The sequence below is a fragment of the Kribbella sp. WER1 genome, assembly GCF_054189145.1.
In genome coordinates, this window is sequence record NZ_CM135186.1 from 3,167,213 (window position 1) to 3,193,487 (window position 26,275).

Consider the following 26,275-nt stretch of genomic DNA (forward strand, 5'->3'; position numbering starts at 1 on the left):
CCCGGTCACGCGTCCCGACGGAACGCGAGCGCCTCCGAGGACAGATGTTGATACACGTCACACGCCAGATCGGTCAGCGTGTCGGCGAGGGTCTGGTCCGACAGGCGGCCGTGTGCCATCACGCAGAGCTGGGCCTGGCGGGCCGACTGGAAGATGAAGTGCGCGCGGAGCGCACGCCGGTCGTTCGCGAGAAAACCGGTCAGCTCGGGCGTCAGCAGCACCTTGGCGAAGTCCGGGCGCGGCGTGCCGGTGGCGAAGAGCTGGTCGTACGCCGGGTCGCCGGTCAGGTACTCGTCGTCGAACCGCGGGATCACCCCGGCGGGCGCGAGCGCCTTCGGGACCGTCATGCACACCGGCCACAGCGTCGGTACGTCGATCTTGACCACGACCGCCCATTTCTTCTCCCGCCACAGCTCCGAGAAGTGCTCGTAGCGTTCGAGGTGGTGCCCGCGGTGGTCGAGCTGCTGCAGGAACGCGATCGCCCCGGTCGGCGACTCGCCGAGCAGCGCCGGCGGCATCGTCGAGATCGGGCCGTCGCCCGGCCCGCCTCCCTCGAGCGCGAACGCCGGGATCAGTTCGAGCAGCCGCCCCGCGAAGTCCGCCAGCGCGCCGAGCTCCGGCGGCGTACTCACCTTGCCGTCGCGCCAGACGACCAGGGTGGCGCCGTCGATCGCGAAGTGCGGCGGTTCGGGGTCGTCTAGCAGCAGTTCCATCACCCGCGGGTTCACCACGTCGTGCGCGAACTTCAGGTCCGCGCCCTCGACCCGGAACCGCTCGTTGAACTGCCCGCTCTCGAACTCGATCCCGTGCCCGCGGACCACGTCCTCCGGCGCAGATCGCCGTACTGTCAGCGCCGGCAGCGCGCTCGGCAGCTCGACGACGGCGGCCGCGCAGATCCCGCTCCGCAGGCCGCTCGACCCGGTGGACGAGGACTGCGGCAGGTCCGGCGTGTAGTACCAGCTGAACTGCATCAACAGCCCGGGCCGGCCCGCGATCGTGTTCCCGGACAGCAGATCCTGGACGTCGTGACTGGTGCCGTCGGAGAACGGCGTACCGTGAAAGCGGTCCAGCAGCCCGTCCGACCCGGTCGTGTAGCGCCAGCCGTTCCGCGTCCCCCACCAGCTGATCAGGTTCTTGTCCCGGTCCCGTTTGGTCTTCCGGCTGCTCCGCCACCACAGCAGCGCGCCGAGCACGACCGCCACCGCGACCACGATCCCCAGAGTTCGCATACCACCAACCAAGCACAGCCCGGGTGCGAGTCAGCGGAGCCGGGCGGAATAGCGGTGTTCGGGACGACCGGTGGCACCGTACGCGAGGTCGAGCTCGACCAGCCCTCGCTGGACCAGGATGGCCAGGTACCGCTGCGCGGTGGGCCGGCTGACACCGAGCGTCTCCGCCACGTCCGCCGCACCGACCGACGTCGTCGCCCGGGCCACCGTGTCGAGCACCCGCGCCATCGTGGCCGGCAGCCGGCGCCGTTGGCGGGCATCGGCCGCCGGTGAGCGGAGCATGCTGTACAGCGTGTCGACGGTGTCCTGGTCGGCCTCCCGGGTCTCGCTCAGCCGGAGCCGCCAGTGCTGGTACGCCTCGAGCTGCTCGCGCAACGCCGGAAACGCGAACGGCTTCACCAGGTAGTAGATCGCACCCAGCTGGATCGCCGCCCGGACCGACTCGATGTCGCGTGCCGCGGTGATCAGGATGAAATCCGGTACGCCGGTCCCTGACGACCCGGCCGGTTCGGCGGCGAGCTGCCGGACGAGATCGAGACCGGTCCGGTCCGGCAGGTACATGTCGAGGAGCAGGAGGTCCGGAGCGGCCGCGCTCACCGACTCGTACGCCTCCGCCGCCGAGTGCGCCTCACCGACCACGACGAAACCCGGCACCTTGGCAACGCTCCGGGCGTGCGCGTGCGCGACGTGGAAGTCGTCGTCCACGATCAGGGTCCGAATCACGACACCGTCTCCTTCGCCCTGGTCCACAGCGGCAGCCGAACCTCGAACCTGGCCCCAGCAGGCGACGTCGCCGCGATCGTCCCGCCGGCCCGCCGTACCAGCCGGTGCACCAGTGCGAGGCCGACGCCGCGCCGCATCCCGCCGTCCCGCGGCTCCTTGGTGGAATACCCGTCCAGGAACACGTCGGCCAGCCGGTCAGCCGGGATCCCCGGGCCGGTGTCGGAGACCACCAGGCGGACCTCGGACGTGCTTCCGTCCAGCTCCACCGTCACCCGTCCGCGGGGATGCGACGACGCCGCCGCACCGGACACGGCATCGACGGCGTTGTCGATCAGATTGCCCAGCACGGTCAGCAGCGGCGTGTAGTCGAGGTCGCCCGCCGGCAGTTCGCTGCCCGGTGCGAGCCGTACCTCGACGTCCCGCTCGGCGGCCACCGTCGTCTTCGCGATCAGCAGCGCCGCGACCACCGGTGGCGCGATCCGGGACCGTACGACGTCCGCCGCCAGCGACGACTGCCCGATCACCTCCTCGGCGTACGCCGTCGCCTCCTCGACCTCGCCGATGCCGAGCAGCACCGACAGGACGTGCAGGCGGTTCGAGTACTCGTGTTCCTGCGCCCGGAGCGCCGTGGTCAGCGCCTCCACCGAGTCGAGCTGACGGACCAGGGCCTCGAGCTCGGTCCGATCCCGGATCGTCACCACCCAGCCCGCGCTCCGGCCGGCCACGATCACCGGCATCCGGTTCAGCACCAGAAGATTGTTGTCCGTGACAACCACTACGTCGCTGCCCGCCACCACGCCGGACAGCAGGTCACGCAACCGTCCCGCCGGGACGAGTTCCGGGAGCCGTTGGCCGAGCTGTGCGGCCGGGAGATCCAGCAGCCGGCGGGCCTCGTCGTTCAGCACGTTCACCCGGCCGTCCGGGTCGAAGGCGATCACCCCTTCCCGGATGCCGTGCAGCATCGCCTCGCGCTCCTGCACCAGCCCGACGATCTCGGCGGGCTCCAGGCCGAAGGTGACCCGCTTGATCGCGTGCGCCAGGATCAGCGACGCGGCGACGCCGATCGCGAGCACCAGCGCGGTGTAGAAGACGACCGGCCAGACCACCTGGCTGACCCGCGCCGAGACGTCGCTCTCCCGGATACCCACCGAGACCTCGCCGATCGGCGTACCGGCCACGTTGCGGACCGGGACCCGGGCGTTCGCCGACCGGCCCAGGCTTCCGTTGTCCACGCCGGTGTGGACCTTGCCGTCGAGCGCCACCACCGGCTCCTCGATCCGTTGGCCGATCAGCGCGGCGATCGGATGCGTGTACCGCACGCCGTCCGCGCCGATGACGACGACGTACGACGCGCCCGTGTCGGCGACCACGTGATCGGCGGCCGCGCGCAGCTCGGATCGGACGCCGGGATCGGTCATCGCCTGCGCGACCAGCGGCAGGTCCGCCACCGAGGTGGCGATGCCGGCGGCCCGTTCCTCGGCGTTCCGGTCGGCCGTCTCCCGCGTCACCGACACGTACAGCGCCAGCCCCGCCGCCATCGTGAGCCCGACGATCGCAAGGACGGCGAGCAGTATCCGGGACGCCAGGGTGGCCCGTTGGAATCTCACGTTCCACTTCCTTCCGGGCGGCTGCGATCACCCCAGAGTGGCTGAGAAGAACGCACAAAACCACGGCTATCGCGACTAACTTGCGCAACGCGGACAAGGGTTCCGGCCGTTGCCGCCTGCTTCCTAGTGTGACGCCACTCACGACTGAAGGAGCAGACCATGACGGCCATCGAGCTTCGCGGGGTGACCAAACGGTTCCGCACCGCCGACGGCGGGACCTACACCGCGCTGAAGGACCTGGACCTGACCGTGGCCGACGGCGAGTTCTGCGCCGTCGTCGGTCCGACGGGTTGCGGCAAGTCCACCACGCTGACGCTGGTGTCCGGGCTGGAGGAGCCGTCGGCGGGCGAGGTACTGGTGGCGGGGCAGCCGGTGACCGGCATCAACCCCACGACCGGCTTCGTCTTCCAGCAGGACGCGGTGTTCCCGTGGAAGAACGTGCTGGACAACGTCGCCGCGGGACCGCTCTTTCGCGGCACCCCGAAGGCCGAGGCGCGGACCCAGGCCCGGGACTGGCTGCGCCGGGTCGGGCTGGCCGGGTTCGAGGACCGGTACCCGCACCAGTTGTCGGGCGGTATGCGCAAGCGGGTGGCGCTGGCCCAGTCGCTGATCAACCAGCCCCGGATCCTGCTGATGGACGAGCCGTTCAGCGCCCTCGACGTACAGACGCGTTCGATCATGTCGACCGAGCTGCTGTCGTTGTGGGACCAGACCAAGCCTGCCGTCGTCTTCGTCACGCACGACCTGGAGGAGGCGATCGCGCTCGCCGACAAGGTCGTCGTACTCACCGCCGGTCCGGGCACGGTGAAGGCCGAGTTCGCGATCGACCTGCCGCGGCCGCGGGTCGTCCAGGAGATCAGGTTCGACCCGTCGTTCGTCGCGCTGTACGGGCACATCTGGGAGGCGCTGCGCGCCGAGGTCGCCGAGGCGTACGCCCGCAGTACCACGATCGAGGTGGCGGCATGAGCCGCGGACGGCCGTGGACGCCGCGCCGCCGGCTGGTCCTGGCGCTCCGGATCGGCGTACTCGTGCTCTGGCTCGGCGGCTGGGAGATCGCCGCGCGGACCAAGCTGATCGACCCGTTCTTCTTCGGCCAGCCGAGCGCGGTGTGGTCGCAGATCGTCACCTGGATCACCCAGGGTACGGCGCAGGGCAGCCTCGGCGAGCAGATCTTCGTGACGATGGAGGAAGCCGTGATCGGCTTCGTCATCGGCGTCCTGGCGGGCGTCGTGGCCGGGATCGCACTCGGCCGGAGCCGGCTGCTCGCGGACGTACTGGCGCCGTACATCAAGGTGATGAACTCGATCCCGCGGATCGTGCTGGGCTCGCTGTTCCTGGTGGCGTTCGGGCTCGGCCTCACCTCGAAGGTGCTGCTGGTGATCGTGCTGGTCTTCTTCGGCGTGTTCTTCAACGCCTTCCAGGGCACGCGGGAGGTCGACCGCAACCTGCTGGCCAACGCGCGGCAACTGGGCGCGTCCCGCTGGCAGGTCACCCGCCAGGTCGTGCTGCCGTCGGCCTTCACCTGGATCCTCGCCAGTCTGCACGTCAGCTTCGGCTTCGCGATCATCGGCGCGATCGTCGGCGAGTTCCTGGGCGCCGAGCGCGGCCTCGGAATGCTGATCAAGACGGCCCAGGGCAACTTCAACCAGAGCGGCGTACTGGCCTGCATGGTCCTGATGGCCGTGGTGGCGCTGCTCGCCGAATTCCTGATCACCCGGCTGGAGCGCCGGCTGCTGCGCTGGCGCCCCGCGCAACTCGGCGACGCCGAGCCCGCCGCGGTCTGAACCACCCACCACAGAAGGAGAAAGTCATGAAATCACGTACCGCGGTGGTCACCTCGATCGCGTGCGCCGTCGCCCTCGGCCTGGCCGGCTGCGCCAACAACGCCCAGGGCGGCTCCGGACAGGTGGTCGCCGGATCGAGCTCCAGTGCGAGCGGCGAGAAGGTCACGATCATGGTCGGTGGACTGGACAAGCAGATCTACCTGCCGTTCATGCTGGCCAAGCAGCTCGGGTACTACGACAAGGCCGGCGTCAACGTCAGCCTGATCGGCGAAGGCGCCGGCGTCGACGCCACCACCGAGATGATGGCCGGCAAGGTCCAGGGAACCGGTGGGTTCTACGACCACACGATCGCGTTGCGGGCGCAGGACCAGAGCGCCGAGTCGGTGGTGTCGATGCTGCAGGTCCCCGGCGAGGTCGAGCTGTGCCGGTCGGACCTGAAGGGTACGGTCACCAGCCCGAAGGACTGGAAAGGCCGGCATCTCGGCATCACGGACGTCGGCTCGTCGACCGACTTCCTGACCCAGTACCTCGGGACCCAGAACGGCATCGACCCGTCGCAGACGACGCGGATCGGCGTACAGGCCGGCAACACGTTCATCGCGGCCATGCAGCACAAGCAGATCGACTGCGGCATGACCACCGAGCCGACGGTGTCGAAGCTGCTCGCGGACAAGACGGCGTACATCATCGAGGACATGCGGACCGCGGCAGGCGCGAAGAAGTCGCTCGGCGGCACCTATCCCGCCACCTCGCTGTACATGCAGACGAGCTGGGTGCAGTCGCACAAGGACGTCGTACAGAAACTGGTCAACGCGTACGTCGCCACGCTGAAGTGGATCCAGACGCACACCGCCGCCCAGATCGCGGACATGATGCCGCCGGACTACTACGCCGGTGTGGGCAAGGCGTCGTACACGGCGGCACTGAACAGCGAGAAGGGCATCTTCAACCCCAGTGGCATCATGCCCGCCGACGGGCCGAAGACCTGCCTGGCCGTGCTGGGAGCGTTCAACCCCAAGGTCAAGGGCAAGGCGATCGACCTCTCGAAGACCTACACGAACGAGTTCGTCCAGGCGGCTCAGCCGCTCAGCTGAGCGGCCGGACCTGGATCGGCCGCCGGGTGGTCACCAAGTGGTCACCCGGCGGCCCTTGAGCCGTCGACAGGCCATCGACGCCGTGTCACGAGAGTGTCGCCCAGGGTTCATGAGCGGTGAGGAACCTTCGAAGTGTGCGAATCGTGATGGTGGCCGAGACCTTCCTGCCGCAGATCAATGGCGTGGCGAACACGGCTCGCCACGTCGCCGACCGGCTCCGCGCCCGCGGGCACGAGCTGCTGATCATCGCCCCCGGACCCGGCCCGGACACGTACGGCGACGTCCCGGTGCTGCGCGCCCGGAGCTTCCGGACGCCGGGGTACAAGGAGTACCCGGTCGGCCTGCCGGACCCGTCGATCGAGCGTGCGATGGCCGACTTCAAGCCCGATCTCGTGCACCTCGCGTCGCCGTTCATCATCGGCGCGTACGGGCTGCGCGCGGCGCGGCGGCTCGGCGTACCGACGGTCGCGATCTTCCAGACCGACATCGCCGGCTTCGCCCGCCAGTACCCCTGGTACGCCGCCGCGGACCGCGGGATCTGGCGCTGGGTGAGCCGCACGCACTCCCGCGCCGACCGCACCCTGGCGCCGTCGACTTCGGCCGTCGAGGCGCTCGTGCAGCGGGGCGTCCCGCGGGTGTACCGCTGGGGCCGCGGCGTGAACCTCGACCTCTTCGACCCGGCGAACCGCGACGAGCAGTGGCGCCGGGAGATCTCCCCGGACGGCAGGCCGATCGTCGGGTACGTCGGCCGGCTGGCCGCGGAGAAGAAGGTCCGCAGGCTCGCCGAACTGACCGACCTGGACTGCCGGATCGTGATCGTCGGCGACGGGCCGGACCGCGCCTCCCTCGAGAATGCGTTGCCGACGGCAACCTTCCTCGGGATGCGCCGCGGCACCGACCTGGCGGCGATCTTCGCCGGGCTGGACGTGTTCGTGCACACCGGCGAACACGAGACGTTCTGCCAGACGATCCAGGAGGCGCAGGCCTCCGGCGTCGCGACCGTCGGCCCGGCCGCGGGCGGCCCGCTGGACCTGATCCACCCTGGCGAGAACGGCCTGCTGTTCGAACCCGGCGTACCCGGATCGCTGCGGGACGCGGTGAAGACGTTGCTCGATCACCCGACCGCCCGCGGCCGGATGGCGGCGAGCGGCCTGCAGCGGGTGCAGTCGCGGACCTGGCCGGCCGTCGTCGACGATCTCGTGGACCGGCACTACGCCGAGGTACTCCGGGACGCCGCCGCAGTCCGGCACGTCGCATGAACGGGCTCAGGATCGCGCAACTGGCGAACTTCGTCGGGCCGACGTCCGGCGGGATGCGGACCGCGATCGAGCACGTCGGCCAGGGGTACGTCGAGGCCGGTGCCGAGCGGATCGTGATCACGCCCGGCGAGAAGGACGTGGTGGTCGAGACCGAGCTCGGCACGGTGGTCCGGGTGAAGGCCCCGAAGGTGAGCGGCGGGTACCGGCTGATCACCAACCCGTGGACGGTGATCGACCTGCTGAAGAAGTTCGGGCCGACCACGGTCGAGATCTCGGACAAGTCGACGCTGCTCCCGGTCGCCCGCTGGGCCCGGCGCAACGACATCGGCACGGTCCTGTTCAGCCACGAGCGCCTGGACGCGATGCTCGCGCTGGGCGCCGCGCGTCCCGGTCAGCTCGGCGGCAACGACGTACTGCGGCCCGGCCGGATGCTCGGCGGGGCGAACCTGCGGCAGGCGTGGTGGGGCGCCGACGGCGTGAAGTACAGCCAGCTGCACATGGTCGCGACCGTCGCCGCGCTGTACAAGATCCTCGGCCGGACGTACGACGCGGTCGTGGTGACCTCGCGCTACGCGGCCGCCGAGTTCGACGAGGTGACGACGCCGCTGGTGCGGATCCCGTTGGGGGTCGACCTGGAGACGTTCCACCCGTCGCTGGGTTCGCCCTCGGACGACGGCGTACTCAAGCTGGTCCACGCCGGGCGGCTGTCGCGGGAGAAGAGTCCGCACCTCGCGGTCGCCACGGCGGCCGAGCTGCACCGGCGCGGCGTGAACCTGCGGATGGACGTGTACGGCACCGGCCCGCACCTCGACGAGTTGCTGGAGATCGCCGGTGACGCGCCGGTGCACTTCCACGGGTACGTCGACGGCCGCCGTACCCTCGCCAAGCACCTCGCCGAGGCAGACATCGCGCTCTCCGTCTGCCCCGGCGAGACCTTCGGTCTGGCGGTCCTGGAGGCGCTGGCCGCCGGTACGCCGGTGGTCACCGCGAACACCGGCGGCGCCCGCGAACTGGTCGACGAGACCTGCGGCCGCTGGGCCCCGGCCAACCCCGCGGACCTCGCCGACGCCGTACTGGCCCTCGCCGACCTCCCCGGCCGGCGGGCGGCGGCCCGCCGCCGCGCCGAGCTCTACCGCTGGCAAACCTGCGTCGACCGGATGCTCACCCTGCACAGCCGCCTGGCCCACGCCCGCCTGGCTGCCTAGGTCAGGTGGTCGTAGTCGCCCCGGACCCAGGCGGCATGCCGGTCCGCCGACCGCCGGACGACAGCCTTCGCGTCCACCGGGATCGAGGCGCCGAAGTTGTTGTACAGCCGGTCGTACTCGAACGGATCCAGCGAACGCGCCACCCGGTCCACGACCGCGCCGGACAGCGGGATCCGGTTCGGGTAGCTGCGCATGAAGCTGACCGATGTCCGGTCCGGGTTCGCGAAGATGGTGTCGCCGGACAGGATCACTCCCTTGCCGTCGGCACCGTTCGCCCAGTGCACCACCGCACTGCCCGGAAAATGCCCACCCGGTTGCAGAACGGTCACACCCGGTAGCGGCGTGAGCTCCCCCGACCAGGTCCGGATCACCGGGTCCTGCCGCGCGACCCACTCCTTGTCCGCCTCGGCCACATACACCGGTACGCCGCCCAGCCGACGGCTCCACTCGACCTGAACGCCGTACATGTGTGGATGGCTGGCGATGATCGCCGTCACCTCACCCAGCTCCCGCACCCGAGCGACCGCGTCGTCGTCCACGTAGCCGATCGGATCCCACAGCAGATTGCCCGCGGTCGTTGTCAACAGCATCGACTGCTGACCGATCCCGACCGGCGGCTTCGACCGGATGCCGTACAGGCCGGGCTCGACCTCGTCGATCGTGACCTCGGTCCCGGCCAGCTCCTCGAGCGTCGTCCAGTGCTGCCCGTCGGCAGGCACCCACTGCCGTTCGTCGTTGCAGATCGCGCACACCGCGACCTGCTCGGAGTGCTCGACCGCACACGTTGCACAGATCCAGAAACTCACCGTGTTCTTCCCCTCATCAGTCATGCCGGAAGTCAACGAACTCAAGTGAAGTTGAAGTCAAGGCCAACCGTCGAGGGCCACTCCGGGCCGGTGCGGATGGGCCATCGACGCGACGGATCTCACACCTGTCTGGACCTTTCGGCCGGTACGGCGGGATTAGCATCGAACCGACCTGGATTCCGCCAGGTTTCTTCGGTCCGATCGGAGGACGGGTTTGCCCAGCAAACCAGCCGGCACGCTCTACCGCGGCCGGGAGGGCATGTGGTCATGGGTCGCACACCGGATCACCGGTGTCGGGATCTTCTTCTTCCTGCTGGTGCACGTGCTGGACACCGCGCTCGTCCGGGTCTCGCCGCACGCCTACAACGAGGTGATCGGCACCTACAAGAACCCGGTCGTCGGGCTGCTCGAGGTCGGGCTGGTGGCGGCGATCCTGTTCCACGCCTTCAACGGCGTCCGGCTGATCCTGGTGGACTTCTGGGCCAAGGGCCCGCGCTACCAGCGGCAGCTGATGATCGGCGTGCTGGTGCTCTGGGTGGTCCTGTTCGTGCCGTTCGTGATCCGGCACCTGAGCCACGTGTTCGGAGGCTGACATGACCGACATCGCCGCACCGCGGAGCAGCAGCCGCCGGACCAAGACCAACTTCGAGCTCTACAGCTGGCTGTTCATGCGGCTGTCCGGGCTCGCCCTGGTGATCCTGGTGCTCGGGCACCTGTTCGTGAACCTGATGCTCGGCGGCGGGATCACCGCGCTGGACTTCGGGTTCGTGGCCGGCAAGTGGGCCAACCCGCTGTGGCAGGTCTGGGACCTGCTGATGCTGTGGCTGGCGATGCTGCACGGCTCGAACGGCCTGCGCACGATCATCAACGACTACGCCGAGAAGGACCAGACCCGGTTCTGGCTCAAGGCCCTGCTGATCACCGCCGCGCTCGTGGTCGTGGTCCTCGGCACCCTGGTGATCTTCACCTTCGACCCCTGCCTCGACCCCAACTCCACGTTGTCGGTCTGCAAATAAAGGATCTTGATGCAGCAGCACCAGTACGACGTCATCATCGTCGGCGCGGGTGGCGCCGGAATGCGCGCGGCCCTCGAGTCGAGCAAGCGGACCCGGACCGCCGTCCTCACCAAGCTGTACCCGACCCGGTCGCACACCGGCGCGGCCCAGGGCGGCATGTGTGCCGCGCTGGCGAACGTCGAAGAGGACAACTGGGAGTGGCACACCTTCGACACCGTCAAGGGCGGTGACTTCCTGGTCGACCAGGACGCCGCCGAGGTGATGTGCAAGGAGGCCGTCGACGCGGTCCTCGACCTGGAGAAGATGGGGCTGCCGTTCAACCGGACGGCCGAGGGCAAGATCGACCAGCGCTTCTTCGGTGGGCACACCCGCAACCACGGCGAGGCCGTCGTCCGGCGCTCCTGCTTCGCGGCGGACCGTACCGGTCACATGATCCTGCAGACGCTGTACCAGCAGTGCATCAAGCAGAACGTCGAATTCTTCAACGAGTACTACGTTCTCGACCTGCTGATGACCGACGGCAAGGCGAGCGGCGTGGTCGCGTACGAGCTGGCCACCGGCGAGCTGCACGTGTTCAACGCCAAGTCCGTGATCTTCGCGTCCGGCGGCTTCGGCAAGGTGTTCCGGACCACGTCCAACGCGCACACGCTCACCGGCGACGGGATGGGCATCGTCTGGCGCAAGGGCCTGCCGCTGGAGGACATGGAGTTCTTCCAGTTCCACCCGACCGGCCTGGCGGGTCTCGGCGTACTGCTGTCGGAGGCGGCCCGTGGTGAGGGCGGCATCCTGCGGAACAAGGACAACGAGCGCTTCATGGAGCGGTACGCGCCGACCGTGAAGGACCTGGCACCGCGGGACATGGTCGCCCGGGCGATGGCGAACGAGGTCCGCGAGGGCCGCGGCTGCGGTCCGGACGGCGCGTACGTGATGCTCGACCTGACGCACCTGGAGCCGGCGCACATCGACGCGAAGCTCCCGGACATCACCGAGTTCGCGCGGACGTACCTGGGCGTGGAGCCGTACACCGAGCAGATCCCGGTGTTCCCGACCGCGCACTACGCGATGGGCGGCATCCCGACCAACATCAAGGGCGAGGCGCTGGCCAACAACGACGACGTGATCCCCGGCCTGTACGCCGCGGGTGAGGTCGCCTGCGTCTCCGTGCACGGCGCGAACCGGCTGGGTACCAACTCCCTGCTGGACATCAACGTGTTCGGCCGGCGCGCCGGGATCGCGGCCGCGGAGTACGCCGAGACCGCCGCCTTCGAGGAGCTTCCCGACGACCCGTCGGCGTACGTCGTCGAGCTGGTCGAGGGCCTGCGGAACTCGACCGGCGAGGAGCGGATCGCTGCGATCCGGTCCGACCTGCAGGCGACGATGGACCTGAACGCGCAGGTGTACCGGACCGAGGGCTCGCTGAAGCAGGCGCTCACCGACATCGAGGCGCTGAAGGCCCGGTACGCGAACGTCGCCGTCCAGGACAAGGGCAAGCGGTTCAACACCGACCTGCTCGAGGCCGTCGAACTGGGCTTCCTGATCGACCTGGCCGAGGTCCTGGTCGTCGGCGCGCTGGCCCGCAAGGAGTCCCGCGGCGGGCACTTCCGCGAGGACTACGACAAGCGCGACGACGTGAACTTCATGCGGCACACGATGGCGTACCGCGAGGTCGATGCGGACGGCAACGAGACGATCCGGCTCGACTACAAACCGGTCGTCCAGACCCGCTACAAGCCGATGGAGCGCAAGTACTGATGGACGTCAAGGTCAAGATCCTCCGGTACAACCCCGAGGTCGTCGACGAGGCCGAGTGGAAGACGTACTCCGTCACGCTCGAGCCGACCGACCGGGTGCTGGACGCGCTGCACAAGATCAAGTGGGAGCAGGACGGCACGCTGACGTTCCGGCGGTCCTGCGCGCACGGCGTCTGCGGCTCGGACGCGATGCGGATCAACGGCCGGAACCGGCTCGCCTGCAAGACCCTGATCAAGGACCTGAACCCGGACAAGGAGATCACCGTCGAGCCGATCAAGGGGCTCGCGGTGCTCAAGGACCTGGTCGTCGACATGGACCCGTTCTTCGAGGCGTACCGCTCGGTGATGCCGTTCCTGGTCACCAACGGTCACGAGCCGACCCGGGAGCGTATCCAGTCGCAGGCCGACCGGGACCGCTTCGACGACACCACCAAGTGCATCCTGTGCGCGGCGTGTACGACGTCCTGCCCGGTCTTCTGGTCCGACGGCCAGTACTTCGGCCCGCAGGCGATCGTCGGCGCGCACCGGTTCATCTTCGACAGCCGCGACGAGGGCACCGAGCAGCGCCTGGAGATCCTGAACGACGCCGAAGGCGTCTGGCGTTGCCGGACCACCTTCAACTGCACCGACGCCTGCCCCCGCGGCATCGAGGTGACCAAGGCGATCCAGGAAGTGAAACGAGCGCTCATTTTCCGCCGGGTCTGAGCCTGCGCTTCCCGCACGGTAAGATTCTGCCGCCGACCTGACCCTGCTGCGCGGGGGAGATCTCTGCCTTGGGGGGTGACAGTGGAGCCGCGCCTGCGTGAGCTGTCCGACCGCTTCTACCGTCGCTCGGTGGAGCTGTTGGAGCGCTGCGGCCTGCCCCGGAGCATGCCGCCGTTCCTGGTCGTCGGGGTGCTCGCCGCGATCACGTCGATCGTCGTCGCCGTCCTGCACCTGTCGACGCCCGAGGCGGCCGCGGACAAGCCGCCGCTGGTCTCGCCGGCCGTCGCCGGTCCGCCCGGTACCGCGGTGGTGACCTCGACCCGCGCGCAGGTGCTGTCGATGACGATGGCCACCCGGAACCGGTGGGCCGCCGGCTGGTCGGACTGCACGACCGGCCCGGGCTGCAAGTACGCCGCCGTGGTCGACCGCGACGGCGTCCGGGCCACCGCGCCGACCTGGGCAGTGCCGTACGTGACGCTGCAGACCGGCACCGAGGCGATCGCGGTCGCGCCGCCCGTCGAGGGCACCCTGGACGGCAGCGCGTCGATGATGTTCCGGCTGACGTACGACGGACCGCAGCTGACCAAGCTCCGGTACCGCGTGCCGACCCCGACGTTCAGCCAGGGCGAGGTGCTGTCCGACCAGATCGTGCCGGGCCGGATCGTGGTGGTGAACCCGGAGGACTCGACGGTCCGCGTCCTCCAGGGCCGCGGCACCCGGTCGCCGATCTGCGACGGGACGGGCCGCTGCTGGATGCTCAGCGGGATCGGCCGGACCGACATCGTCTGGACCGACGACGGCGGCAAGACGTGGGGCGCACAGTCGCTGGACACCCACAACCAGCTCGGCAAGCTCGCGGTCAGCCCGGACGGGCACACTCTGGTCAGCACCACGGTGGTCGTCACCGACACCGGGCAGCAGGTCGCGAAGATGGCGATCTCCACCGACCGCGGAAACCACTGGACCGCCGTACAGAACCCGCCGCTCAGCCTGAGCACGTCGCCGGTCGCGTTCGACGACGGTACGGCGTTGATGATCGGCGGACCGCCCGGCGCCCGGCCGCGGGTGTACCGGATCAGCGAGGGCGCCGCGAAGCTGAACGGCGGGTATCCGGGCGACCTGGCCGACCTGTCCGGTGACCAGCGGCTGCTGTACGGGCCGGAGGTGCCGAAGCGGCGTACCACCGAGGTCGTGCTGAGCACCGACAACGGGACCACCTGGACGAAGTTCGCGCCGCGCTAGTTCGAGCTAGTCCAGCTGGGACGCCAGGCAGGCGAGGTAGAGCGTGAGCGTGGCGCGGTGGTCGCGCCACGAGGTGCCGGTGAGGCGCTCGATCTTCTCCAGGCGGTAGATGAGCGTGTTGCGGTGGATGTGCAGGGCCTCCGCCGTCCGGACGAGATTGCAGCCGGACTCGCACCAGGCGATCAGCGTGTCCCGCAGCTCCGGCCAGTCCGAATGCGCCGCGAGCTCGCCGGCGACGACGCTCACCAGCCGACCCCGCGCCCGCGGCCCGACCGCCGCCAGCACCTGCTGACTCCGCAACTCGTCGATCAGGTACGCCGTCTCGCCTGGCGCGCACTCCTTCCCGAGCCGCAGCGCGTCGACCGCATCGCCGTACGCCGCCCCCAACTCCACAATCCCGGCAGCAGCCCCACCCACCCCCACCCGAGCGGTGAACCCATAACAGTCCCCCACCGCCCGAACCACCCTCTCCCCCAACCCCCGCCGCCGCACACCTCCAGCGCGCAGCAGCGTGGGGAGGACCGCGAAGCGGCTTGCGGGTAGGGCTGCGACCAGGTCCGAGGGCCCGAAGGTCTGCCTGAGGGTGCGGAGAAGCTCCGGCCGGACAGCAACCCCGTCAACAGGTTCGGCCACCTCGACGATGATCACCGTCCGCGGCACGGTCAGGTCGAAGCCCAGCTCCTTCGCGCGAGCCACCAGGAACGCCGGATCGACCACGTCGGCGTCGAACGACCCGATGTCCCGGACCAGTTCCTCCAGCGCGCGCTCCCGGAGCAGCCGCGAGCGGACCTCCATCGACTCCTGCAGCAGGATCTCGGTCTGCCGCCGTACGACAAGGCCGAACCGCCGGACCTGCCGCGGCGATCCGGTGATGCCGACCGTCCCGACCGCCTCGCCGTCGATCACGATCGGCAGCGTCATCCCGGGCTTCACCCCGCGCAGCCGCGCCGCCTCCGCCGCCGTGTGCCAGGCCGCCTGCTGCGACGCCAGCACCGCCACCGACGCCTCGTGGAACGACCCGACCCGGGCCGGGTCCCCGCTGCCGATCACGATCCCGCGGTCGTCGGTGATCAGCACGTTGTACCCGATCACCTCGGAGGTGTCGCGGGCGATCTGCTGGGCCAACGGAGCAGAGAGCATCTTGGACGAAGCGTACGACGCAACACCCGAAACCTGAACAATTCATGGACGACTCGTCCAATGACGCCGCCGGACCATCTCCCTAGCCTGGAAGTGATCGGGGTGAGGCCACGGAAAGGCACGTCATGTCGAGAAGACTCGTTACTGCGTTGTTCGCCGTCGCGCTGGCGGCCGGTTCGCTGACCGCCTGCGGCGGTTCCAAGCCCCCGGTCTCGGACGCGGCCGCCGCGCTCGGCACGCTCGAGCCGGGCGTCCTCAAGGTCGCGATCCAGCCGTACGCGCCGTACACCTCGATGGTCGGCGACAAGATGGCCGGCCTGGACGCCGACATCCTGAACGCGGTCGCCGGGAAGCTCGGGCTGACGGTGAAGCCGGAGCTGACCGACTTCGCCGGAATGCTCGCGAGCGTCCAGTCGCGCCGCGTCGACATCACGATCGGCGGCGTCGCCTGGACCGCGGAACGCCAGAAGGCCGGGCTGTTCACGGATCCGCCGTACTACTCGCCGCCCGCGATGGCCGTCCGGTCCGGTGAGCACTACCGGACCGTGCAGGACCTGCAGGGCAAGGACCTCGGCACGGTCGAGGGGTACGTCTGGGTGAAGTCGATCCAGGCCGTGCCGGGCGCCAAGCTGCACGCGTACCCGGACGGCAACGGCGTCTTCGACGACCTCGGCGCCGGCCGGATCAACGTCGGCTTCCTGGATCCGCTGCTGGTCCTCGCCGCGCAGAAGGAGCGCCCGGATCTCAAGGTCGAGACGCAGTACCTGACGCCGCCGTCGGCCGCGGACCTGAAGGCGCACCCGGCGTACCAGTACTTCCAGCCGTACATGACCGCGTTCTACCTGCCGAAGCAGTCGACCGCGCTCGAGAAGGCGATCTCGGAGCAGATCCGGGCGATGTACCACAACGGCGAGCTGACCAAGCTGATCCAGAAGTACGGCGGCGACCCGGACCAGTTCCTGAAGCCCGCGCCGGGGATCGCCAAGTCCCGGCAGGGCGTCGACCGTCCGGCCGGCTGGCAGCCCCCGTCGATCTGAGGAGAGCGCGATGTTCCAAGTTCCCTGGGGCGACTACGCGCCCGCGCTGCTGGACGGTCTGGTCCGCACCGTCCTCTACACGATCGCGAGCTTCGCCGGGGCCGCCGTCCTCGGCCTCGCGCTCGCGCTGCTCCGGGTCGCCCGGCACCGGGTGCTGCGGATCCCGGCCGCGATCTACACCGAGGTGTTCAAGAACATCCCGCTGCTCGCGATCATCTTCGTCACGTACTTCGGCCTCGCGTCGGCCGGGCTCCGGCTGGACGTGTTCAGCGCGGGCTGCGTGAGCCTGATCGTGTTCTACGCGGCGTACCTGTCGGAGATCTTCCGGGCCGCGATCTCCGGCGTCCACGACGGTCAGCAGGAGGCGTCCGAGGCGCTCGGCCTCGGCCGGATCAGCACGTTCGCGTACGTCGTGTTCCCGCAGGCGTTGCGGTCCGCGCTGCCCGGGACGAACACGATGCTGGTCGACCTGCTCAAGTCCACGTCGTTGCTGGTCACGATCTCCGCGGCCGAACTGATGTCCGAGGGCCGGCTGATCACGTCCGCGACGTTCCGCGCGCTGGAGGTCTATTTGGTGATCGCGGCGATCTACTTTGCGCTCTGTTACCCGCTGTCGCAGGGTCTGCTCTGGCTGGAACGGAAGATCCGCGCGGGCGTCCCGCTGACCCCGAGGCGCCGGCGCCGGTTGCGGGCCGCGCGCGCCTTGCTGGAAGGAGGGGCGGCATGAGTGTCACGGCGCTGAGCGATGTCGTGGTACGCATCGAGAACCTGAACAAGTCGTTCGGCGGGCGGCTGGTGCTGGACGGGGTCAGCCTGACTGTCCGGCACCGGAAGATCGTCGCGATCATCGGGCAGAGTGGCGGCGGGAAGACCACTTTGCTGCGCTGTCTCAACCTGCTGGAGCAGCCGGACGAGGGCTTGCTGGAGGTGGCCGGCGAGACGATCTTCAGCGGGTCGTCGGTGCAGTGCCGGGACCTGGCGCGGTTGCGGCAGTCGGTGGGGATGGTGTTCCAGAAGTTCAACCTGTTCCCGCATCTGACCGCGGTCGAGAACGTGATGCTCGCGCAGCTGCGAGCCGGTGCCTCCGAGAAGGACGCGTTGGAGAAGGCCGTTGCCTTGTTGCGGCGCGTCGGTCTGGGGCATCGGGCGCTCGCCTATCCGGAGCAGATGTCGGGTGGCGAGCAGCAACGGGTCGCGATCGCGCGGGCGCTGGCGTTGAAGCCGTCCGTACTGCTGTTCGACGAGCCGACCTCGTCGCTCGACCCGGAGTCGACGGCCGAGGTACTGCGAGTGATGCGGGAGCTGGCCGACGACGGGATGACGATGGTGCTGGTAACCCACGAACTGCCGTTCGCACGGGACGTCGCGGACTGGGTGGTGTTCGTCGACGGCGGCCGGATCGTCGAGCAGGGCGCGCCCGCCGACGTACTGGGGAAGCCGCAGGAGCTGCGGACCCGGACGTTCCTCGCCTCCTACGCGGCAGGGCAGTAAGGGATGCGCGTCCTGGTGATCGGCGGCGGGGTGATCGGGCTGTGGTCGGCGGTCGGGCTGGCGGAGGCGGGGGCCGACGTCACGGTGCTGGACGCGGGCCCGCAGGCCGGGTTCGCGTCGCCGGCCGCGGCCGGGTGGGTCGTACCGGCGTTGTCGGCGCCGTTGTCCGGTCCCGGCGTACTGCTGCACTCCGCGCGGCAGGCGCTGCATCGGGAAGCCCCGTTCAGCGTGGCGCCGCGGCTGACGTCGACGTTGTTGCGGTGGATCGTGGGGTTCGTGCGGAGCAGTTCGGCGGAGCGGTACGCCGCTGGGTTGCGGGCCGTGCTGGACCTGGGGGCCGGGTGTGTGGACGACTTCGCGCGGTTGCAGGACCGGGCCGAGCTGGAGCTGCAGCAGACAGGGCTGCTGATGACGGCGGTGACGCAGGCCGGGTTGGACGAGGTCGCACAGCTGGCGGAGGCTACGACGTCGGCCGGGTACAAGGGCGGGTACGACGTCCTGGACGGCGCCGCTGCTCGATCGCGCGAACCTGCGTTGGGCCCGGCTGTTTCCGGCGCGGTGCATGCGGTCGACGAGGTGCAGGTGCGGCCTGAGCAGGTACTGCGTGCTCTGCAGGAACAGCTTGTCCTTGCGGGCGGACGACTGATCAACGCGACGGTCAGCCGGCTGCGCCCCGGGTGGGAGGTGGAGACCAGCGTCGGACGATTCGCGGCGGATCGGTTGCTGGTGGCGGCGGGTGCCTGGACGACCGAGTTGCTGGCGGTACTCGGCGTACGGATTCCGTTGCTGGCAGCAACCGGATACAGCATCACCACCCCCGGCACCGGACGCGCCCCGCAGGTCGCGGTGAAGCTCGTCGAACCGAGCATCGCGGTGACCCCGTTCGCCGACGGCGTCCGAATCGCGGCCCGCCTCGACCTCGGCCGACCCGGCGGCCCGATCACCGAACGCCGCCTCACCACGATCCTCGACCGCACCACCCCGTACTTCGCCACCTGGCGCCCCGGCCCCTCCACCGCCACCTTCGCCGGCATGCGCCCCGCAACCCCCGACAGCCTCCCCCTGATCGGCCCCATCCCCACCCACCCCGGCCTCTACGTCGCCACCGGCCACGGCATGCTAGGCCTAACCCTCGCCCCCGGCACCGCCCGGCACGTCGTACCACTGATCCTGGACAACACCCGCCCGGCGGAACTGCGGCCCTTCGCCCCTGAGCGCTACCTCAGCGGCGCTTGGCGACCCAAGGCGCCGCAGCAACCGTTCCCGGCGCCGCCCATTTGAGGGGTTAACGCCTGAGAGGTGGGGTTACCGATCCGCACACCGACCGCAAACGCAGCATCTCAGGCGTTAACCCCTCAAACGATGCGGCCAGTCCCGAGTGATACGTGCTCAGTGGTGCTTGGTGGCGCCCTTGAGGGTCTTGTCGATGGCGTTCTTCGGGCCGTAGAAGGCGATCCCGACCAGGTCGAGCTCGGCCGTCGGGACAGCCTTCACCGCTGCACGGTTGTCCTGGTCATTGCCGGTGGCAAACAATTCCTGGGTGAACACCGAGTGCTCGATGCCGCGCCCGAGGGCGCGCTCGTGGGCGGTGGTCATGAACTCCTTCGACCCCTCGAACACCATCACCGGCTGGCGGAACATCGGGAGGTACTCGGTCCCGTCGGCATCCTCGTAGGGCTCACCAATGATCTCGGGGTGCGTCCCGGCAATCCCGCTGACCAGAAACGCGGTCACGTTCAACCGCTGCCAGACAGCCAGGTCGTCCCGCAGCAGCACGGCAATCTTCGTATCGAACTTTTCCACAGCTCGAAGACTGCCGGTTCTGGGCGGTGCAGGTCTTGTACGTTTTTAGCAGTAAGGAGGATTCGAGGTGACGGAGGAGCAGACGCGGAGGAACAGGTTGAACATTCGGTAGAGCTGGAGCATGTCGTCGGTGACGACAACTGTGCGGTCGTCGCGACGGGTGACGCCGGGGATGGCGGTGAGATGAGAAGCAACCGAGGCGGACTGCCAGCGGACGGCGAGGGCGCGGGAGCCGGCGGTCGGGTCAGGGGTGGTGAGAGTGCGGAGGGATTCGGTGGTGGTTGTCTCAATTGCCGCGCGGGCCTCTGCTACGGGGACCAGTTGGGCGGCGAAGCGGTCTTTGGCTTGTTTGACAGGGACGGTCGCGACCATGGGGTCCCAGGCCTTCATTTCGTCGCAGGCGGTGTCGTCGCCGGTGAGGAGGGCTACTGGCACGCCGTGGGCTGCGGCGGCTGCGTGGAAGAGGCCGATTTCGCCGGTGAGTTGGTCGTCGAGCCAGATGTCTTCGATCTCATGGCCCATGAAGCTGTGGCTGAGGACGCCGAGGATTCCGGCGCGGGCGTGGTAGCCGATGCAGAGCGCCGCGTCGTGCTCCGGCGTCAGCCCCTCCATCATTCCCATCGGCTTCGGGCGACCCTTGATCAGGACGGCGCGCGGGTCGAGCAGGTCCGGCAGCAGGTTGCGCATCGGGCCGTGCGCATCGTTCACGAGTACTTCGGCGGCGCCGGCGGCGTATGCGCCGCGGACGGCGGCGTTCACGTCCTCGGTCATCAGCACCCGGGCGCGCTCGTAGTCCCGCCCAGGCGGCTGCACGTCCTCCGCGTCGACGACTCCGGTGACGCCTTCCATGTCCGCACTCACATAGACCTTCACACCCAGAGCGTATGTTCTAACCATGAGCAGCGGCGCCGAGGTTCGGGCGTGGCGGCCTGGGGTGCCCGGGGTCGTCGAGGTGTTGCATGCGCATTTTCCGTCGCATGCGTATCCGAGTCACACACACGACGCGTGGACGGTGCTGATCGTCGACGAAGGGGCGGTGCGGTACGACCTGGATCGGCACGAGCACGGGCTGGCGCAGGCGCAGGTGTCGTTGTTGCCGCCGCATGTGCCGCACGACGGGCGGTCGGTGCGGCCGGGAGGTTTCCGGAAGCGGGTGTTGTACCTGGCGCCGGAGCGGCTCGATCTGGGGTTGATCGGGGCCGCGGTCGACCAGCCGGAGTACGTCGACCCGTTGTTGCGGCAGCGGATCCATCAGCTCCATCGGGTGCTCCGGGACGGCCGGGAGGACCTGGAGGCCCAGAGCCGGCTGCTGCTCATCGAGGAGCGGCTCCAGCAGCATCTCGCGCGGCGGGGTGTTGGTGTGGCGGACACCCGTCAGGGAGCCGGTGTGGCGGGGCGGTTGCGGGAGTTGCTGGATTCGCGGGTCGCGGACGGGGTGAGTTTGGAGGAGGCAGGGCGGATCATCCAGGCGCATCCGGTGCACCTGGTGCGGGCGTTCAGCCAGGAGTTCGGGATGCCGCCGCACCGGTATCTGACCGGTCGCCGGGTCGACCTCGCCCGGCGGTATCTGCTGGACGGTCGGCCGGCGGCCGAGGTGGCGACGTTGGCAGGGTTCTATGACCAGTCGCACCTCAACCGGCACTTCAAGAAGGTGCTCGGCGTCACACCGAGGAGTTTTGCGACTCCTTAGCGGCTTCCTTGTAGGCGCGGACACCCCAGGTGCCGAGCAGCGCCGCGATCGCGAAGTTCACGATGATCAGGATCGTGTGCGCCACGTAGTACCCGGTCGGGCGGTCCTCGGTGTCCATCAGCGCCTTGATGAACCGTGCGTACGTGATCACGTTCCAGGCGGCGATACCGAGCAGGACGACTGCGTGTTTCCGTTCGAGCTTCACCTAGCCATTGTGACCAGGCCGGTCCACCGTCCGGAGCAGCTGGGTCCGGTTCGCGACCCCGAAGCGCCGGTACAGGCGGGTCAGCTGCGACTCGACGGCCTTCACCGACAGGTACAGCGCGGCCGCGATCTCGCGGTTCGTGGAGCCGTCGCGGACCATCGACACGATCTGCTGCTCGTTGTCGGTCAGCTCCGACGGCTGCCGGCTGCGACTCGGTACGTCGAGCCGTGCCAGCTCGGTCTCCGCGACCTCCCGCCAGCCGGGTGCGCCGTACGCCTCGAACTGCTCGATCGCGTCCAGGAACGCGGTCCGGGCGACCGAACGGCGCCGGGCCTGGCGGGCGATCCGGCCGCGGGTCAGCTCGCCGCGGGCCAGGTCGAGCGGGTAGACCCGGTCCCCCGCCGTACCGATCGACTTCTCCAGCAGCTCCAGCGCCGCGGCCGGGTCGCCCTGTTTGGCGACCAGCAGCGCCTCGGCGCGGTTCAGGCCGAGCTTCACCACGACGCGGTCCAGGTTCTCGGCGCGGGTCCGGATTTCGGCGATCAGCGCGGCCGCGTCGTCGAGCCGGCCGGCCGCGACCAGTGCCTCGGCGTAGTCGGCGTGCCAGGGGATGATCGCCGGGTCGAACGGCATCGCGTTCTCGCCGGACTCGGCGATCGCGTCGAACGCCTCGACGGCCCGCTGCGGGTCGCCGGCCAAGACGCCGATCAGCCCGTTCGCTGCCAGCGCCGGGCCGGTCCACTCGTCGTTCCCGACCAGCCGGACCTCTTCGAGCGCTGCCTCGGCGAGCTGCCGCGCAAGCGCCGCCGTACCGCCGGCCCATTCGGCGCGGCTGGCGATCACCAGGCCGACCTCGGCCTCGTCGCCGATGTCCTGCATCAGCTGGTAGCACTCGTGCCCCGCGGCGAGCGCGTCGGCGCCGCGGCCGCTGCGCTCGTAGATCGCGGTCGCGGAGATCAGCACAGATGCCAGCCAGCGCATCGCGCCGTGGTCGCGGACCTCGTCGGCGAGCGCGTTGATCGCGGTGATCGCCTCGGCGGTCCGGCCGCGGAACAGCTCCTGCATCGCGGCCATCTGGCGGGCGTTCACGGTGGTCCGGGTGAGCGGCAGGCCCTTCGCGAGCTCGGCGGCCTGCTGCAGCAGCGCGTCCGCGGACTCGCCCGCATCCCGGACGACCAGCACCGAGCTGGCCGCGCTCAACGCGTCGACGACCGCCTCGGTGTCACCGGCTTCACGCGCGAGCTGCTCGGCGATCCGGGCGTCCTCCTGCGCGGCATCGAGGCTGCGGTCGAAGTAGTGGCTGTTGGCCCGCTCGATCCGGACCCGTGCCTCGAGCGCCTTGTTCCCGGCCGCTGCGTCGAATGCCTCGGCCAGCAGCTCGACCCGGCGCTCCCGGTCCGGCCAGACCGCGTCGGCACACAGCAGCAGCGCCGGCACCTTGGTCTCGGGCTTGGTTGCGACCTGCGCGGCGAGCTGGGCCATGTCGGCCGACTCGGCCGGGTGACCGGCGGCGACCGCGTCGTCGGCGGCCCGGGTCAGCCGGCGGGCGCGCTCGTCCGGGTCGCTGATCGGCGTACGTTCCGCGCTCAGCCGCCAGAGGTTCGCGGCGGCGCCGGGTGCGCCACGACCGGCGGCGACCGTGGCCGCCTCCTCGATCGCGGCGGCCAGCTGCCCGTCGGCCTCCTGGGTCGCGAGCGCACGGTGGGTCGCGTTCTCGACGGGTTCGTCGACCACGGCGGCGAGCTTGGCGTGCGCGCGGCGACGGTCCGCCGACGTCGCCTCGGCGTACACGAACTCCTGCAGCAGCGGATGCGTGAAGCGGAGCCGTTCGGCGGAGACGTCGATCAGGCCGAGTGTCTCGGCGGCGGCCAGGTCGGCGTCGATCGGGCGGTCCAGCGACCGGGCGAGCTGGGTCGTGGTCGGGCGCGGCGACGACGCGGCGTGCAGCAGCAGCTCGTGCGTGTCGGCGGACATGTCGGCGAGGCGCTCGCTGAGCAGCGTCTTCAGCCGGTTCGAGACCGGGAGCGGGTCGTTCGGCGAGACGCTCTTCGGATGCCGCAGTACGGCGCGGCCGAGCTCCAGCGCCATGAAAGGGTTGCCGGCGCTGGCGGCGAAGATGCGGCGCGCCGTGCGGACCGGGAGCGGGCTGGACAGCCGCTGCCGCAGCAGCCCGAGTACGTCGGGCTCTGTGAGCGGCGGCACCTCGAGCTGCAGGACCGGCTCCGGGCACGCGGCAGCCATCACCGGGAGGTCGCCGTCGGCCACCTGCTCGGTCGCCAGGACGCGCACGCCCTCGGACAACCGGCGAGCACAGAATGTGAGCACTTCGAGGCTGGACTGGTCGACCCACTGGATGTCGTCGACGACGATCAACACCGGCCCTGTGGTGGCGAGGCGACGGAGCACGTGGAGTACGGCGAGGCGGACGGCGAGCTCGTCACGGACCGTGTCCGGCGCGCTGGCCTTCAGCAGCGCGACCTCGAGCGGCTGGCGGAGGTGATCCGGCAGCACCTGCCAGGCGAACTCGAGCTGGCTGGAGAGCAGGTCCAGCAGCGTGACATACGGCAGGCCGGCCTCGGAGTTGGACGGTGCGGCGCTGAGCAGCCGGCAGCCCTTGCGGCCGAAGTCGGCGACCAGCGCCCGGCCGAGGGCAGACTTTCCGATACCGGTCGGGCCGTAGAGCAGCACGCTGCCGCTGGTCTCGAGCTGCTTTGTTGCACGCTCGACCAGTGCGGCACGTCCGACCAGCTCGTCGTCTGTCATCCAGCTCCTCGAAGGATTACCTTCGCCGATTATCACAGTCGATGGGTGCTCGACACGGCGAGTGTCACATGAGGAAAGTTGCTGGCCACTATCCTGTCATCGACTACTGCCCAGTTCCGAGCAGTCAGGACGGCACGATCGTGCCGGGGCACCCTTGGGCCCCCGGCACGTCGAGACAGCTGTCAGATGGATTCCAGGTCGCGTTCGATCGCGGCCAGTTCCGCCTCGGTGCCCTGCACCTTCGGCCCGGTGAACCAGCGCCGGGCGGACAGGAACCAGTACGCCGCCGCGAACCCGAGCACGACCAGTACCGCGATCGGCGTGTAGTTGAACGTGCTACCGGTGACCGGGCTGACCTGCGGCAGCATGAACAGGATCGTGATGAAGACGACCCACACGATCGCGACGATCCCGATCGGCCGGCTCCAGCGACCGAGGTGCCACGGGCCGCGCTGGAACCGGTCGCCCTGCAGCAACCGCAGCAACGTGGGCAGTACGTAGGCGATGTAGAGGCCGATCACCGCGATCGACGTCACCGCGGCGTACGCCGTCGCGTTCCACAGGTACGGCAGACCGAGGACGAACGCGCCGCCGGCGGCCAGCCAGATCGCGTTGGTGGGCGTCCGGGTGCGGTGGTTGATCTTGTGCCAGAACGCCGAGCCGGGCAGCGCGCCGTCCCGGGAGAACGCGTAGATCATCCGCGAGTTCGCGGTCACCGACGACATCCCGCAGAACAGCTGCGCGCCGATCACCACCAGCAGCAGGATCTTCCCGGTCACCGCGCCGGCCGCGTCGATAAAGATCTGCGCGGGCGGTACGCCGGTCGAACTCTTCAACGCACCGTCGTAGCTCTGGATCGCGAACGTCAGCCCGATCAGCAGCACCCACCCGGCGGCCAGCGACACCAGGATCGACATCACGATCCCGCGCGGGCCGGAGATCGCGGCGTTCTGCGTCTCCTCCGTCATGTGCGCGGAGGCGTCGTACCCGGTGAACGTGTACTGCGCGAGCAGCAGGCCGAGCAGTGCGACGTAGAAGGTCGAGCCCCAGCCGGTGTTGTTCACGAAATGCCCGAACACGAACGACGCGGACTGGTGCTTGCTCGGGACGACGATCAGCACGACGACGATCGCCAGTACGCCGACGATGTGCCACCAGACGCTGATGTCGTTGAGCTTCGCGACCAGCTTCACGCCGAACGAGTTCAGCAGCCCGTGCACCAGCAGGATGATCCCGAACAGCAGGATGGTGTGCCCGGGGGTGGCGCTGAAGCCGAACTGGAGGTCGAGGAATGCGTTCAGGAAGAACGCCGCGCCGAAGTCGATGCCGGCCGTCACCGCGACCTGGCCGAGGAAGTTGAACCAGCCGGTGAACCAGGACCACGCGGCGCCGTTCGATGGTGCGAGTTTCGCGGCCCAGTAGTAGAGGCCGCCGGCGGTCGGGTAGCTGGAGCAGACCTCGGCCATCGCGAGGCCGACGAACAACGTCATCAGCCCGACGATCGGCCAGCCCCAGACGATCAGCACCGGGCCGCCGGTGTTCATCCCGAAGCCGTACAGGGTCAGGCAGCCGGACAGGATCGAGATGATCGTGAAGGACACCGCGAAGTTCGAGAAGCCGGACATCGTCCGGGACAGTTCCTGGGCGTAGCCCAGCTGGTGCAGGCGTTGCTCGTCGTCAGTCATCGGGGCGGCGGATTCGGCACGGTCGTTGCTCACTGCTGGC

Annotated in this window: 25 protein-coding genes; 15 read left to right on the forward strand and 10 right to left on the reverse strand. The window is 69.5% G+C overall.

What is annotated here, in order from left to right; genetic code table 11:
* Window positions 1–5: 5 nt before the first annotated feature.
* From ACXJJ3_RS15400 to ACXJJ3_RS15410, 3 genes are read right to left on the reverse strand one after another with little or no spacing between them, the layout of a single operon-like run.
* A complete protein-coding gene (locus ACXJJ3_RS15400) occupies window positions 6–1,229 on the reverse strand; it encodes a hypothetical protein (protein ID WP_458170724.1) in 1,224 nt (407 codons plus the stop codon).
* Window positions 1,230–1,259: 30 nt separating this feature from the next.
* Window positions 1,260–1,952, reverse strand: a complete 693-nt coding sequence (locus ACXJJ3_RS15405) for a response regulator transcription factor (RefSeq protein WP_458170725.1) — start codon at window positions 1,950–1,952, stop codon at window positions 1,260–1,262.
* Window positions 1,949–3,559, reverse strand: coding sequence for an ATP-binding protein (locus ACXJJ3_RS15410; protein WP_458170726.1), 1,611 nt, complete (start codon window positions 3,557–3,559; stop codon window positions 1,949–1,951). Before ACXJJ3_RS15410 ends, ACXJJ3_RS15405 begins: the two co-directional genes overlap by 4 nt.
* 159 nt (window positions 3,560–3,718) lie before the next feature.
* On the opposite strand from ACXJJ3_RS15410, the gene ACXJJ3_RS15415 reads away from it, so the two are divergent.
* From ACXJJ3_RS15415 to ACXJJ3_RS15435, 5 genes are all read left to right on the forward strand, one after another.
* The gene (locus ACXJJ3_RS15415) at window positions 3,719–4,525 is read left to right on the forward strand and encodes an ABC transporter ATP-binding protein (protein WP_458170727.1); all 807 of its coding nucleotides are present in this window, start codon (window positions 3,719–3,721) and stop codon (window positions 4,523–4,525) included.
* Window positions 4,522–5,343, forward strand: coding sequence for an ABC transporter permease (locus ACXJJ3_RS15420; protein WP_458170728.1), 822 nt, complete (start codon window positions 4,522–4,524; stop codon window positions 5,341–5,343). The genes ACXJJ3_RS15415 and ACXJJ3_RS15420 overlap by 4 nt, the downstream gene beginning before the upstream one ends.
* A gap of 26 nt (window positions 5,344–5,369) precedes the next feature.
* Entirely contained in the window at window positions 5,370–6,437 is a 1,068-nt protein-coding gene (locus ACXJJ3_RS15425; RefSeq protein WP_458170729.1) for an ABC transporter substrate-binding protein, read from the forward strand.
* A gap of 134 nt (window positions 6,438–6,571) precedes the next feature.
* On the forward strand, window positions 6,572–7,696 hold the full coding sequence (locus ACXJJ3_RS15430) for a glycosyltransferase family 4 protein (protein ID WP_458170730.1): 1,125 nt from the start codon (window positions 6,572–6,574) through the stop codon (window positions 7,694–7,696).
* Window positions 7,693–8,901: a glycosyltransferase gene (locus tag ACXJJ3_RS15435; RefSeq protein WP_458170731.1), complete on the forward strand. Its 1,209-nt coding sequence runs from the start codon at window positions 7,693–7,695 to the stop codon at window positions 8,899–8,901. The genes ACXJJ3_RS15430 and ACXJJ3_RS15435 overlap by 4 nt, the downstream gene beginning before the upstream one ends.
* Here the strand turns inward: ACXJJ3_RS15435 and ACXJJ3_RS15440 are convergent.
* The gene (locus tag ACXJJ3_RS15440) at window positions 8,898–9,731 is read right to left on the reverse strand and encodes an MBL fold metallo-hydrolase (protein ID WP_458170732.1); all 834 of its coding nucleotides are present in this window, start codon (window positions 9,729–9,731) and stop codon (window positions 8,898–8,900) included. The two genes, ACXJJ3_RS15435 and ACXJJ3_RS15440, sit on opposite strands and share 4 nt — an antisense overlap.
* Before the next feature lie 190 nt (window positions 9,732–9,921).
* Between ACXJJ3_RS15440 and sdhC the strand changes: the two genes are divergently transcribed.
* From sdhC to ACXJJ3_RS15465, 5 genes are all read left to right on the forward strand, one after another.
* Window positions 9,922–10,299: a succinate dehydrogenase, cytochrome b556 subunit gene (gene sdhC, locus ACXJJ3_RS15445; protein WP_344199329.1), complete on the forward strand. Its 378-nt coding sequence runs from the start codon at window positions 9,922–9,924 to the stop codon at window positions 10,297–10,299.
* A 1-nt stretch (window position 10,300) separates the two neighbouring features.
* Complete coding sequence (locus ACXJJ3_RS15450; protein ID WP_458170733.1) at window positions 10,301–10,723, forward strand: succinate dehydrogenase hydrophobic membrane anchor subunit; 423 nt, start codon at window positions 10,301–10,303, stop codon at window positions 10,721–10,723.
* Window positions 10,724–10,732: 9 nt separating this feature from the next.
* Window positions 10,733–12,475: a succinate dehydrogenase flavoprotein subunit gene (gene sdhA, locus ACXJJ3_RS15455; protein WP_458170734.1), complete on the forward strand. Its 1,743-nt coding sequence runs from the start codon at window positions 10,733–10,735 to the stop codon at window positions 12,473–12,475.
* Entirely contained in the window at window positions 12,475–13,179 is a 705-nt protein-coding gene (locus tag ACXJJ3_RS15460; protein ID WP_458170735.1) for a succinate dehydrogenase iron-sulfur subunit, read from the forward strand. Before sdhA ends, ACXJJ3_RS15460 begins: the two co-directional genes overlap by 1 nt.
* A gap of 129 nt (window positions 13,180–13,308) precedes the next feature.
* Complete coding sequence (locus ACXJJ3_RS15465; protein WP_458170736.1) at window positions 13,309–14,421, forward strand: WD40/YVTN/BNR-like repeat-containing protein; 1,113 nt, start codon at window positions 13,309–13,311, stop codon at window positions 14,419–14,421.
* A 6-nt stretch (window positions 14,422–14,427) separates the two neighbouring features.
* Here the strand turns inward: ACXJJ3_RS15465 and ACXJJ3_RS15470 are convergent, their stop codons facing one another.
* On the reverse strand, window positions 14,428–15,561 hold the full coding sequence (locus tag ACXJJ3_RS15470; RefSeq protein WP_458170737.1) for a CdaR family transcriptional regulator: 1,134 nt from the start codon (window positions 15,559–15,561) through the stop codon (window positions 14,428–14,430).
* A 125-nt stretch (window positions 15,562–15,686) separates the two neighbouring features.
* On the opposite strand from ACXJJ3_RS15470, the gene ACXJJ3_RS15475 reads away from it, so the two are divergent.
* The 4 genes from ACXJJ3_RS15475 to ACXJJ3_RS15490 are packed head-to-tail and all read left to right on the forward strand — an operon-like array spanning window position 15,687 to window position 19,370.
* Window positions 15,687–16,598 carry a substrate-binding periplasmic protein gene (locus ACXJJ3_RS15475; protein WP_458170738.1) on the forward strand — a complete coding sequence of 304 codons (912 nt, stop codon included), beginning with the start codon at window positions 15,687–15,689 and terminating at the stop codon, window positions 16,596–16,598.
* 10 nt (window positions 16,599–16,608) lie between these two features.
* Window positions 16,609–17,325 (forward strand): amino acid ABC transporter permease, encoded by a 717-nt coding sequence (locus ACXJJ3_RS15480; RefSeq protein ID WP_458170739.1) that lies wholly within the window; start codon window positions 16,609–16,611, stop codon window positions 17,323–17,325.
* Window positions 17,322–18,089 (forward strand): amino acid ABC transporter ATP-binding protein, encoded by a 768-nt coding sequence (locus ACXJJ3_RS15485; RefSeq protein WP_458170740.1) that lies wholly within the window; start codon window positions 17,322–17,324, stop codon window positions 18,087–18,089. Before ACXJJ3_RS15480 ends, ACXJJ3_RS15485 begins: the two co-directional genes overlap by 4 nt.
* A 3-nt stretch (window positions 18,090–18,092) precedes the next feature.
* Window positions 18,093–19,370: an NAD(P)/FAD-dependent oxidoreductase gene (locus ACXJJ3_RS15490; RefSeq protein WP_458170741.1), complete on the forward strand. Its 1,278-nt coding sequence runs from the start codon at window positions 18,093–18,095 to the stop codon at window positions 19,368–19,370.
* Between the two features lie 108 nt (window positions 19,371–19,478).
* Here ACXJJ3_RS15490 and ACXJJ3_RS15495 read toward each other — a convergent pair whose 3' ends face one another.
* Together ACXJJ3_RS15495 and ACXJJ3_RS15500 are read right to left on the reverse strand one after the other, a co-directional pair.
* On the reverse strand, window positions 19,479–19,892 hold the full coding sequence (locus ACXJJ3_RS15495; RefSeq protein ID WP_458170742.1) for a DUF2000 family protein: 414 nt from the start codon (window positions 19,890–19,892) through the stop codon (window positions 19,479–19,481).
* 45 nt (window positions 19,893–19,937) lie between these two features.
* Window positions 19,938–20,765 carry a M55 family metallopeptidase gene (locus ACXJJ3_RS15500; RefSeq protein ID WP_458170743.1) on the reverse strand — a complete coding sequence of 276 codons (828 nt, stop codon included), beginning with the start codon at window positions 20,763–20,765 and terminating at the stop codon, window positions 19,938–19,940.
* Between the two features lie 22 nt (window positions 20,766–20,787).
* Here ACXJJ3_RS15500 and ACXJJ3_RS15505 point away from each other — a divergent pair, with 22 nt between their 5' ends.
* A complete protein-coding gene (locus ACXJJ3_RS15505; RefSeq protein ID WP_458170744.1) occupies window positions 20,788–21,582 on the forward strand; it encodes an AraC family transcriptional regulator in 795 nt (264 codons plus the stop codon).
* On the opposite strand, the gene ACXJJ3_RS15510 is transcribed toward ACXJJ3_RS15505, so the two are convergent.
* From ACXJJ3_RS15510 to ACXJJ3_RS15520, 3 genes are all read right to left on the reverse strand, one after another.
* Window positions 21,554–21,787, reverse strand: a complete 234-nt coding sequence (locus ACXJJ3_RS15510; protein WP_458170746.1) for an SCO4848 family membrane protein — start codon at window positions 21,785–21,787, stop codon at window positions 21,554–21,556. The genes ACXJJ3_RS15505 and ACXJJ3_RS15510 overlap by 29 nt on opposite strands.
* The gene (locus ACXJJ3_RS15515; protein WP_458170747.1) at window positions 21,788–24,550 is read right to left on the reverse strand and encodes an AAA family ATPase; all 2,763 of its coding nucleotides are present in this window, start codon (window positions 24,548–24,550) and stop codon (window positions 21,788–21,790) included.
* Between the two features lie 182 nt (window positions 24,551–24,732).
* Complete coding sequence (locus ACXJJ3_RS15520; RefSeq protein ID WP_458170749.1) at window positions 24,733–26,268, reverse strand: amino acid permease; 1,536 nt, start codon at window positions 26,266–26,268, stop codon at window positions 24,733–24,735.
* Window positions 26,269–26,275 lie beyond the last annotated feature (7 nt).

What these genes read in the sequence shown, in the direction of transcription:
- ACXJJ3_RS15480 (WP_458170739.1), top strand. Translation starts at nt 16,609, where the DNA reads ATGTTCCAAGTTCCCTGGGGCGACTACGCGCCCGCGCTGCTGGACGGT.
- ACXJJ3_RS15490 (WP_458170741.1), top strand. Translation starts at nt 18,093, where the DNA reads ATGCGCGTCCTGGTGATCGGCGGCGGGGTGATCGGGCTGTGGTCGGCG.
- ACXJJ3_RS15485 (WP_458170740.1), top strand. Translation starts at nt 17,322, where the DNA reads ATGAGTGTCACGGCGCTGAGCGATGTCGTGGTACGCATCGAGAACCTG.
- ACXJJ3_RS15415 (WP_458170727.1), top strand. Translation starts at nt 3,719, where the DNA reads ATGACGGCCATCGAGCTTCGCGGGGTGACCAAACGGTTCCGCACCGCC.
- ACXJJ3_RS15440 (WP_458170732.1), bottom strand. Translation starts at nt 9,731, where the DNA reads ATGACTGATGAGGGGAAGAACACGGTGAGTTTCTGGATCTGTGCAACG.
- ACXJJ3_RS15425 (WP_458170729.1), top strand. Translation starts at nt 5,370, where the DNA reads ATGAAATCACGTACCGCGGTGGTCACCTCGATCGCGTGCGCCGTCGCC.
- ACXJJ3_RS15420 (WP_458170728.1), top strand. Translation starts at nt 4,522, where the DNA reads ATGAGCCGCGGACGGCCGTGGACGCCGCGCCGCCGGCTGGTCCTGGCG.
- ACXJJ3_RS15400 (WP_458170724.1), bottom strand. Translation starts at nt 1,229, where the DNA reads ATGCGAACTCTGGGGATCGTGGTCGCGGTGGCGGTCGTGCTCGGCGCG.
- ACXJJ3_RS15450 (WP_458170733.1), top strand. Translation starts at nt 10,301, where the DNA reads ATGACCGACATCGCCGCACCGCGGAGCAGCAGCCGCCGGACCAAGACC.
- ACXJJ3_RS15470 (WP_458170737.1), bottom strand. Translation starts at nt 15,561, where the DNA reads ATGCTCTCTGCTCCGTTGGCCCAGCAGATCGCCCGCGACACCTCCGAG.
- ACXJJ3_RS15435 (WP_458170731.1), top strand. Translation starts at nt 7,693, where the DNA reads ATGAACGGGCTCAGGATCGCGCAACTGGCGAACTTCGTCGGGCCGACG.
- ACXJJ3_RS15515 (WP_458170747.1), bottom strand. Translation starts at nt 24,550, where the DNA reads ATGACAGACGACGAGCTGGTCGGACGTGCCGCACTGGTCGAGCGTGCA.
- ACXJJ3_RS15475 (WP_458170738.1), top strand. Translation starts at nt 15,687, where the DNA reads ATGTCGAGAAGACTCGTTACTGCGTTGTTCGCCGTCGCGCTGGCGGCC.
- ACXJJ3_RS15505 (WP_458170744.1), top strand. Translation starts at nt 20,788, where the DNA reads ATGAGCAGCGGCGCCGAGGTTCGGGCGTGGCGGCCTGGGGTGCCCGGG.
- sdhA (WP_458170734.1), top strand. Translation starts at nt 10,733, where the DNA reads ATGCAGCAGCACCAGTACGACGTCATCATCGTCGGCGCGGGTGGCGCC.
- ACXJJ3_RS15460 (WP_458170735.1), top strand. Translation starts at nt 12,475, where the DNA reads ATGGACGTCAAGGTCAAGATCCTCCGGTACAACCCCGAGGTCGTCGAC.